This window comes from Synechococcus sp. OH20 (assembly GCF_047502685.1).
In the GTDB taxonomy this organism is placed as follows: domain Bacteria; phylum Cyanobacteriota; class Cyanobacteriia; order Thermostichales; family Thermostichaceae; genus Thermostichus.
The window spans coordinates 1-9,512 of sequence record NZ_JANSIQ010000015.1; the positions used below are offsets into that span (position 1 = coordinate 1).

General features: G+C 61.9%; 7 protein-coding genes and 1 pseudogene. 2 read left to right on the forward strand and 6 right to left on the reverse strand.

Going from position 1 to position 9,512, the window contains the following annotated elements:
- Nucleotides 1–71 precede the first annotated feature (71 nt).
- Nucleotides 72–1,088, reverse strand: a complete 1,017-nt coding sequence (cysK, locus tag NW826_RS03930; RefSeq protein ID WP_414335559.1) for a cysteine synthase A — start codon at nucleotides 1,086–1,088, stop codon at nucleotides 72–74.
- 220 nt (nucleotides 1,089–1,308) lie between these two features.
- Between cysK and dxs the strand changes: the two genes are divergently transcribed.
- Nucleotides 1,309–3,252, forward strand: a complete 1,944-nt coding sequence (gene dxs, locus NW826_RS03935) for a 1-deoxy-D-xylulose-5-phosphate synthase (RefSeq protein ID WP_414509490.1) — start codon at nucleotides 1,309–1,311, stop codon at nucleotides 3,250–3,252.
- 2 nt (nucleotides 3,253–3,254) lie between these two features.
- On the opposite strand, the gene NW826_RS03940 is transcribed toward dxs, so the two are convergent.
- The 3 genes from NW826_RS03940 to fbp form a co-directional block, all read right to left on the reverse strand.
- Nucleotides 3,255–4,169 carry a tetratricopeptide repeat protein gene (locus NW826_RS03940; RefSeq protein WP_414509491.1) on the reverse strand — a complete coding sequence of 305 codons (915 nt, stop codon included), beginning with the start codon at nucleotides 4,167–4,169 and terminating at the stop codon, nucleotides 3,255–3,257.
- Between the two features lie 206 nt (nucleotides 4,170–4,375).
- Nucleotides 4,376–5,926, reverse strand: coding sequence for a glucose-6-phosphate dehydrogenase (gene zwf, locus NW826_RS03945; RefSeq protein ID WP_414509492.1), 1,551 nt, complete (start codon nucleotides 5,924–5,926; stop codon nucleotides 4,376–4,378).
- A gap of 29 nt (nucleotides 5,927–5,955) precedes the next feature.
- Nucleotides 5,956–6,939 carry a class 1 fructose-bisphosphatase gene (gene fbp, locus NW826_RS03950; protein ID WP_414335561.1) on the reverse strand — a complete coding sequence of 328 codons (984 nt, stop codon included), beginning with the start codon at nucleotides 6,937–6,939 and terminating at the stop codon, nucleotides 5,956–5,958.
- A gap of 346 nt (nucleotides 6,940–7,285) precedes the next feature.
- On the opposite strand from fbp, the gene ilvD reads away from it, so the two are divergent.
- Nucleotides 7,286–8,968: a dihydroxy-acid dehydratase gene (gene ilvD, locus NW826_RS03955; protein ID WP_414509493.1), complete on the forward strand. Its 1,683-nt coding sequence runs from the start codon at nucleotides 7,286–7,288 to the stop codon at nucleotides 8,966–8,968.
- A gap of 40 nt (nucleotides 8,969–9,008) precedes the next feature.
- Here the strand turns inward: ilvD and NW826_RS03960 are convergent, their stop codons facing one another.
- Entirely contained in the window at nucleotides 9,009–9,248 is a 240-nt protein-coding gene (locus NW826_RS03960) for a hypothetical protein (protein ID WP_414336759.1), read from the reverse strand.
- 67 nt (nucleotides 9,249–9,315) lie between these two features.
- Nucleotides 9,316–9,462, reverse strand: a pseudogene (locus tag NW826_RS03965) (RNA-guided endonuclease TnpB family protein); the annotation flags it as partial.
- Between the last annotated feature and the right edge of the window lie 50 nt (nucleotides 9,463–9,512).

A 9,512-nucleotide genomic window follows, 5' to 3' on the forward strand; every position in this document is an offset into this window, starting at 1 on the left:
CCAGCCTTGCCCCACCGTCCGTTTCCACAACTCAAAGTGCAAGTGGGGCCCCGTCGCCCCCACGTAGCCGATTACTGGAGCTTTTGGCCTGGGTTGGATGGTCCAAGACTGCTGGGATCCCCGACCGGCCCGCCCGCGCGGTCAGAATCCCGCTCTAGGTCGCGGAAGAGGGGCGTGCTCAAGTAGCGCTCGCCAAAACTGGGCTGGATCATCACAATTAGCTTGCCGGCGTTTTCCGGTCGCCGCCCCACCTGGATGGCTCCCGCCAAGGCAGCTCCGGTGGAAATGCCGGAGAGGATCCCCTCTTCCCTGGCCAGGCGGCGGCTGTAGATCATGCTTTCCTCATCTTCCACTGCAATTACCTCATCCAGCAGGTCGCGCCGCAGCACATCGGGCACAAATCCTGCTCCGATCCCTTCAATGCGGTGAAAGCCAGGCCGCCCGCCGCTGAGGACAGCACTGGCCTTGGGCTCAACGGCCACCAGTCGAATGGCCGGTTTTTTCCCCTTCAGAAACTCGCCCGCCCCCGTGATGGTGCCGCCGGTGCCTACCCCTGCCACCAGGATATCCACCTGGCCATCGGTATCCTCCCAAATTTCCGGGCCGGTGGTTTGGTTATGAATCTGGGGGTTGGCGGGATTGGCGAATTGGCCCAGCATGTAAGCGTTGGGGGTGCGGCGCACGATCTCTTCGGCCTTCCAGATGGCCTCCCCCATGCCGCCGGCGCTGCTGGCCAAATGCACCTCTGCCCCGTAGGCTTTCAACAGCAGTCGCCGCTCCAGGCTCATGCTCTCAGGCATAACGATGATCAGCCGGTAACCCTTGGCAGCAGCAGCCATGGCCAGGCCAATGCCGGTATTGCCAGAGGTGGGCTCCACCAAGATGGTCTTGCCGGGGGTGATCAAGCCAGCTCGTTCGGCAGCCTCGATCATGCTCACGGCGATGCGATCTTTCACCGAGGCGGCAGGGTTAAAACTCTCCAATTTCACTACAATCTCAGCCAGACACCCTTCGGATTGAGGGATCCGATTCAGCCGCACCAGGGGGGTACGACCGATGAGCTGGGTGATGTTGGCGGCGATTTTCATGGCTAACAAAAAGAGAGAAACCAATTGCGAATAGGCCTTCAGTCCAAAGCAGCCGAGGGCCTTGTGCGATGCTAACCCTTGCATGAGCTCCTTGGTGCTCCCTCTCAGGATCTCACTGCCCTTGGCCCAGGGGATCCCGGCGTTTTCCAAAGTCGGATGGCAACAAAACCCGCCCAGAAAATGATCTAGAGTGAGATCACACCGGAAGGACGAGTCCCCTATGCACCTGAGTGACATCACTCATCCCAACCAGCTTCGAGCCCTGAACCTCAGCCAGTTGCGCAGCCTAGCCCGCCAGATTCGCGAAAAGCACTTGCAAACGGCTGCCAACTCCCCAGTCGGCTGTCACCTGGGGCCGGGGCTGGGAGTGGTGGAGCTGACCCTGGCCCTTTACAAAACCCTGGATCTGGATCGCGACAAGGTGATTTGGGATGTGGGCCACCAAGCCTATGCCCACAAAATGCTCACCGGCAGGTATCACAACTTTCACACGCTGCGCCAGAAAGGGGGGATCTCTGGCTACCTCAAGCGCAGCGAGAGCCGCTTCGACCACTTCGGGGCCGGGCACGCCTCCACCAGCATCTCGGCGGCCTTGGGCATGGCCATCGCTCGGGATCGGCGGGGGGACAACTTCAAGGTGGTGGCCATCATTGGGGATGGTGCTCTGACTGGGGGCATGGCCTATGAGGCGATCAACCACGCCGGGCACCTGCCCAAGACCAACCTGATGGTGATCCTCAACGACAACGGCATGTCGATTTCTCCCAACGTGGGGGCGATCCCTCGCTATTTAAACCGCCTGCGCCTCAGCCCACCGGTGCAGTTTTTGGCCGACAGCCTAGAGGAGCAACTGAAAAATCTGCCCCTGCTGGGATCCAGCCTCAGCCCGGAAATCGACCGCCTCAAGGAGACGGTGAAGCTGGTTACTGCCGTGCAAAACAACAAGGCGGGCATCATCTTTGAGGAGCTGGGCTTTACCTACGTGGGGCCGGTGGACGGGCACAACTTGGCAGAATTGTTGGATGCCTTTGAGTTGGCCCACGGCATCTCTGGGCCGGTGCTGGTGCATGTGGCCACAGTCAAGGGCAAGGGCTACCCGCCAGCGGAAGCGGAGCAGGTGGGGTATCACGCCCAATCCCGCTTTGACCTGGCCACCGGCAAGCCCTACCCACCCAGCAAGCCCAAGCCCCCCAGCTACAGCAAGGTCTTTGGCCATGCCCTTTGCAAGCTGGCGGAGCGGGATCCCCGTATCATCGGCATTACGGCGGCCATGGACACCGGCACCGGCCTAGACAAACTCAAGGAAAAGCTGCCGGATCAGTTTATAGATGTGGGGATCGCCGAGCAGCACGCCGTCACGTTAGCTGCCGGCATGGCCTGCGAGGGGATGCGCCCGGTGGTGGCCATTTACTCCACCTTCCTGCAGCGGGCCTACGACCAGATCATCCACGATGTCTGCATCCAAAAGTTGCCGGTCTTTTTCTGCTTGGATCGAGCGGGGGTAGTGGGAGCTGACGGCCCAACCCACCAGGGCATGTACGACATTGCCTATCTGCGCTGCATCCCCGAAATGGTGCTGATGGCCCCCAAAGACGAAGCGGAGCTGCAGCGCATGGTGGTGACCGGGATCCAGTACACCCAAGGCCCCATTGCCATGCGCTACCCGCGTGGCTCCGGCGTGGGGGTGCCCCTGGCAGAGGAAGGGTGGGAGCCCATTCCTATCGGCAAAGCCGAGGTGCTGCGCAGCGGCGGCGAGGTGCTGATCCTGGCCTATGGGTCGATGGTGCATCCCAGTTTGCAGGCGGCGGAGATTTTGAAGGAACACGGTATCTCCACCACTGTGGTCAACGCCCGCTTCGCCAAGCCTCTGGATACCGAGCTGATCCTGCCCCTGGCCCAACAGAGCCGCCTGGTGGTGACAGTAGAAGAGGGCTGCCTCATGGGCGGGTTTGGCTCGGCAGTGGGGGAAGCCCTTCTGGATGCCGATATCCGGGTGCCTTTGTTGCGCCTGGGGGTGCCGGATGTGTGGGTGGAGCACGCCACTCCTGAGGAGTCCTTGGCGGATCTGGGCTTGAACAGCGTCGGCATTGCCGAGCGGATCCGGGCCAAGGTTGAGGCCCTTCAAAGGGCCTCACAGGCTCAAGCTATTCTGGGCAGCTCCTAAGCCTACTCTTTCCCAAGGCCCATCTGCCGGTTGAACTGCTCGACGGCAGCTTGCTGCAGAGCCTCGGCAACGGGGCGGCTGCGCAGGAGAACTTGCACATCCCGCAGCAGCTTCTCCCGCCACAGGTTCTCCCGCAGCACTTCTAGCCGGGCATAGCTGGGATCCAGGCGCATGGCCTTTGCCCCCAGCTCCTCGGCTCGTCCGGTTTCTCCCCGAATGTAGAGAGCGGTCGCCAAGGCCAAGTAGGGCTCTGCCACAGAGTCGTTCATCTCTATCGTGCGTTCCCAGCGCTCGATAGCAGCGTCGAGATCTCCCTGCTCGTAGTCCACCAAGCCGATGTTGTTCATGGCCGGCCAATAGGCGGGATCCAACTCCAGGGTCTTCTCATATTCCCGCCGGGCGGGATCCCACTGATCCAGCATTAGGTAAGCATTGCCCAGTTGGAAGCGGGCGTTGGGGTTATCCGGTTGCAGGGCCACAGCCCGTTCCAAAGCCTCGGCGGCGGCAAAGTAGCTGCCCTGCCGCAAGTAAGCCGCTCCCAGCGAGTAGAGAATATCGGCGTCGTCAGGAGCCAGGGCGCGGGCCTTCTGCAGCGCTTGCACCGCCTGGGCGTAGTCTCCCCGCTCCAGGTGGACGTTGCCCAAAACATAGAGCAGCTCGGAGGAGTTGGGCACCATGGCCACCGCCAGTTGCAAGCGGCGCAGCGCCTCTTCTGTCTGGCCAAACTGGGCCAGCCGCAGCGAGTCAGTGGCCAGTTGCAGGGCCTGGGCCCGCATCAACTCCCCATTGGGCAGGGGAAGGTGCAGCAATACTTGGGCTCGAGCGGGATCCCCTCTCCCTACCCCCAACACCATGGCAAAGCCCAGCGGCAAGGTTAGCAAAAACCGGACAGGTAGCCGGAATACCAGTGGCGGCATGACACCCACGCAAAAACAGGTCATGCCCATGTTAGCTGCAGCAACCGGGGATCCTTCCTGCCAGGGCTGGTTCCAACCAGATGCATGTCTGCGCCGGCGGCGCGGAGCACCATCTCTAACTCCCCTCTCCCTTTGGGAGAGGGGCCGGGGGTGAGGGCCGTCCCTTTGGGAGAGGGGGCGGGGGTGAGGGCAGCGATTCAAACAAACTAGAGACGTCGCCACCGCCGCCCCGACTGGGCCAGCAAGTCTTCGGCGGCCTTGGGCCCCCAGGTGCCGGCCTCATAGGTGTACAGCGGCGGTGCGGCACTACCGCCATTGCCTTCGGGCTGGGCTTCCCAGGCCGACAACACCGGCGTCACCACCCGCCAGGCGGCTTCCACCTCGTCGGCGCGGGTAAATAGGGTGGGATCCCCCAGCAGGCAGTCCAACAGCAGGCGCTCGTAGGCATCCGGGGTGCTCGACCCAAAGGCAGTTCCATAGCGAAAATCCATTTCCACCGAGCGGGTGCGGATCTCTGGCCCCGGCATCTTGGCCTCAAAGCGCAGGGAGATGCCCTCGTTGGGCTGGATGCGCAGCACCAGGATGTTGGGGCTCACCTCCCGGGCTGCCGAAGGAAAAAGAGAGAGCGGCACCTGCTTAAAGTAGATGGCCACCTCGGAGATCTTCTTGGCCAAGCGTTTGCCGGTGCGCAGGTAAAAGGGCACTCCCTGCCACCGCCAAGTGTCGCATTCCAATTTCAGGGCCACGTAAGTGGGGGTTTGCGAGTTGGGGTTGACATTGGGCTCTTGGCGATAGCCTGGCACCGGCTTGCCGGCAATCCAGCCGGGGCCGTACTGGGCTCGCACCGCTGCCGCGGCTACATTGCGCAGATCCGCCAGGCGGGTAGCCTGCAGCACCTTGGTCTTTTCGTTGCGTACCCCGTCGCCGCGTAATGAGACAGGTGGCTCCATAGCAGTGAGGCAGTAGATCTGCATCAGGTGGTTCTGCACCATGTCCCGCAGAGCACCGGCAGCATCGTAGTAGCCAGCCCGATCCTCCACCCCCACCGTTTCCGCCACAGTAATCTGCACATGGTCGATGTAGTTGCGGTTCCAGAGGGGCTCAAAGATGGCGTTGGCAAAGCGGAAGACCAGCAGGTTTTGCACCGTCTCCTTGCCCAGGTAGTGGTCGATGCGGTAGACCTGCTCTTCCTGGCAAATCCGCTGCACGATGCGGTTCAGCTCCTGGGCCGAGGTGAGGTCGTGGCCAAAGGGCTTTTCAATCACCACCCGCGTTTTGGCCGGGTCAGCCAACATCCCGGCTGCCCCCAACTGTTGGATGGCCTGGGCGTAGAAGTCCGGCGCCACCGCCAGGTAAAACACCCGGTTGCCGCGGGTGCCCCGCTCCTCATCCAGTTGGCTGAGGAATTGCTTGAGACGCAGGTAGCCCTCGGCATCGCCAAGATCAAGGCGACAGTAGAACAGGCGGCGGGCAAAGTCTTGCCAGAGGGCTTCTGGCCCCAGATCTTGGGGGGCAAATTCTTCCAGGGCCGCCCGCATTTTGTCGCGATAGATCTCGTGGCTCCAGTCGCGCCGGGCCACTCCCACCAAGGTAAACTCCGGCGGCAGCCGTCGCTGCACAAACAGCCGGTAGTAGGCCGGGATCAGCTTGCGGGCCGCCAGATCCCCGGAAGCGCCAAACTGTACCAGGATACAGGGATCCGGAACGCGCTCTTGGTTGAGGCCAACGCGCAGGGGGTTTTCAGCCAGGGTCACCATAGAGTCAGCTCGGCTTGCGTGGGCGGGGTTCAGCGAAGGCAGCGCAACACTTCTTCCACATTCTCGCGGCTGCCGATAATCAAAGGCACCCGTTGGTGCAGGGATTGGGGCACGATGTCCAGGATGGCCTCGCTGCCGGTGGTGGCTACGCCCCCCGCCTGCTCAACTAAAAACGCCAGCGGGTTGGCCTCGTACATCAGCCGCAGCTTGCCCTCTGGTTTTTTCTGGGTGCCCGGATAGAGGTACACCCCGCCCTGGAGAAGGATGCGGTGAAAATCCGCCACCAGAGCGCCGCTGTAGCGGGAGGTGTAGCCATCGTGGCGGTGGACGTAGCGGACATAGTTCTGGATCCCTTCGCTCCACTGGCAGAAGTAGCCCTCGTTAAGGCTGTAGACGGAGCCGCGTTCGGGAATGCGAATATCGCTCTTGGAGAGGATGAACTCGCCCAAGCTGGGATCCAACGTAAAACTGTGTACCCCCTTGCCGACGGAATAGACCAGTTGGGTGCTGGGGCCGTAGAGGATGTAGCCGGCGGCCAGTTGGCGACGGCCCGGCTGCAGGAGATCTTGGTTGTCTGCTTCCGGACGATCCTCAAGGGGGTGCAGAACGGAGAAGATAGAGCCGACGCTGAGGTTGGCGTCAATGTTGGAAGATCCATCCAAGGGATCGATCACCAGGGCCAAGCGGCTGAGGGAGCAGTTTTCCGGCAGGCGGGCCGGCGTTTTCATCTCTTCTGACACCAGCCGACACACCAGGCCCGTCTGCTCCAAGGCGCGGATGAAGGCCCGGTTGGCATAGTCGTCCATCTGTTGCTGTTCTTCCCCTTGGACATTGACGCTGCCGGTCACCCCCAGCGTCCCCTCGATCAGCCCTGCCTGGCTGAGGCGACGGGCAATCATCTTGCCGGCCAGGGCAATGCGGTTCATCAGGGCGCTGAAGTCCTGGGCCTCGGCAGTAAAGCTGCCAAACTGCTGCAAGACATGGCGGGAGAGGGTGAGCACATCCCGCGCCATCTCCCGTTCGGCGCTGCTGGGCACGGCGGCTGGGGAGGGAGGAGAGCTGAGAATCATATGCGGCTTCACTGACACCTAAGAGGAAACGCCGGAACAAGAGATCCCTAGCTTCTGTATCTCGAACCGGCGGGCAAGGACTGCGTCCCACTGACGCGATTGGAATTTGGGATCCCCTTTACTAGGTAGGCTGGCCGATTCTCGGCGCAGGTGCCGAGAACTTACAGAGTTGCTTCAGATTCGGTCGGATCCCTCTTGCCAGGAGGGTTACAGTGGCCCCTGGGAAAAGCGGTAGGATGAGTTCTACCCATTCTTTTCCCGGCTCACTTTTCTCGGTTTCTTCTTGCCAATGATGATGCGCAGCCAAGTGGTCACCCAGGGGGTGCAGCGCTCCCCCAACCGCGCCATGCTTAGAGCAGTGGGCTTTCGCGATGAGGACTTCGGCAAGCCCATCGTCGGCATCGCCAACGCCCACAGCACCATTACCCCCTGCAACATCGGCATCCAAGCCCTGGCCGAGCGAGCCGAAGCCGCCCTGCGGGAGGCCGGCTGCATGCCTCAGATCTTCGGCACCATTACCATCAGCGACGGCATTTCCATGGGCACCGAGGGCATGAAGTACTCCCTCGTGTCGCGGGAGGTGATTGCCGATTCCATCGAGACGGTGGTCAACGGCCAGAGTATGGATGGTCTCTTGGCCATCGGTGGCTGCGACAAAAACATGCCGGGGGCGATGATTGCCATGGCCCGCCTCAACGTGCCTTCCATCTTTGTCTATGGTGGCACCATCAAGCCGGGGCATTACAATGGCCGTGACCTCACCATTGTCAGCGCCTTTGAAGCGGTAGGGGAGTACAGCGCCGGTCGCATCTCCGAGGAAGAGCTGCTGGCGGTGGAGCGCCACGCCTGCCCCGGTGCCGGATCCTGTGGCGGCATGTACACCGCCAACACCATGTCCAGCGCCTTTGAGGCCATGGGCATGAGCCTGCCCTATTCCTCTACCATGGCGGCAGAGGACGAAGAAAAAGCCGAAAGCGCTGCCCAATCGGCCAAGGTCTTGGCCGAGGCCATCAAGGCCAACATTCGGCCCCGTGACATCATCACTCGCCAGAGCATTGAGAACGCCATCTCCGTCATCATGGCCGTAGGGGGATCCACCAACGCCGTGCTCCACTTTCTGGCCATTGCCCACGCCGCGGAGGTGCCCCTGACGTTGGATGACTTTGAGACCATCCGCGCCCGCGTGCCTGTTCTCTGTGACCTCAAGCCTTCGGGCCGCTTTGTTGCCACCGATCTGCACCGGGCTGGTGGGATCCCGCAAGTGATGAAGATCCTGCTCAACCACGGCCTGCTGCACGGGGACTGCCTCACCATCTCTGGCCAGACGATTGCCGAAGTCCTGCGGGATGTGCCGGACGAGCCCAGCCCTGACCAAGAGGTCATCCGCCCCTGGCACAGCCCCCTCTACCCCCAAGGGCACCTGGCCATTCTCAAAGGCAACCTGGCCACAGAAGGGTCGGTGGCCAAGATCAGCGGCGTCAAGACTCCCAAGATCACGGGGCCGGCACGGGTCTTTGACTCCGAAGAGTCTTGTTTGCAGGCCATCCTCTCCGGCCAGATTCGGGCGGGAGACGTGGTGGTGATCCGCTACGAGGGCCCCAAGGGTGGCCCCGGCATGCGGGAGATGCTCTCGCCCACGTCCGCCATCATCGGCGCTGGCTTGGGAGATAGCGTGGGCCTGATCACCGATGGCCGCTTCTCCGGCGGCACCTACGGCATGGTGGTGGGCCATGTGGCTCCCGAAGCCTATGTGGGGGGCACGATTGCCCTGGTGGAAGAAGGAGATCTGATCACCATCGATGCGCCGGCTCGCCTGTTGCACCTGCATGTCAGCGAAGAGGAGCTGGCCCGCCGCCGCGCCCGCTGGTCTCCGCCTGAGCCCCGCTACAAACGGGGCACCCTGGCCAAGTACGCCAAGCTGGTCTCCAGCAGCAGCCTGGGGGCGGTGACCGATTTGAACTTGTGGGATTAGATCCCTCACCCCCAACCCCTCTCCCACTGGGAGAGGGGAGTTAGAGAACGTCTCGTATCTCGACCGGGTGACGTGCCACCTTCCACCGCCAGCGACCGAACGCGCCATGGGCATTGACGGCTTGCGTCCACTCGTCCAGATAGCGCTGCTTCACCGGTTCTAGTTCGGTGTTCTCCTGCCGCACCGCCTCGCAGACATGTTGCACAACTCGTAACATGCTGAGGGTGATGATCAGGCGGCAGCGCAGTTCATCCCGATAAAAAAGAGGTGGGGAGATCAAGATGTGGTCAGAGCGAATAAACTACCCCACCGCATAGGCGGGTGGGGTTTTAGCGCTACGCGCCGCTGATGCGAGTGGAGATGCAGTGGTTTACCCAAACTTGAAAGCGTCTCTCCCTGCCAGACAGCCGTTGCAACAGCTCCCGGCATCGACGCCGAGAACTGCGTGTGCCCTGACTGGCCTTGCGTTGCAGAACCGCTCTCAAGCGGGAGTACAGCCTGTTAAGTAATCAAGGGGTACAGTAGCAACACTTAGCAAACCAAC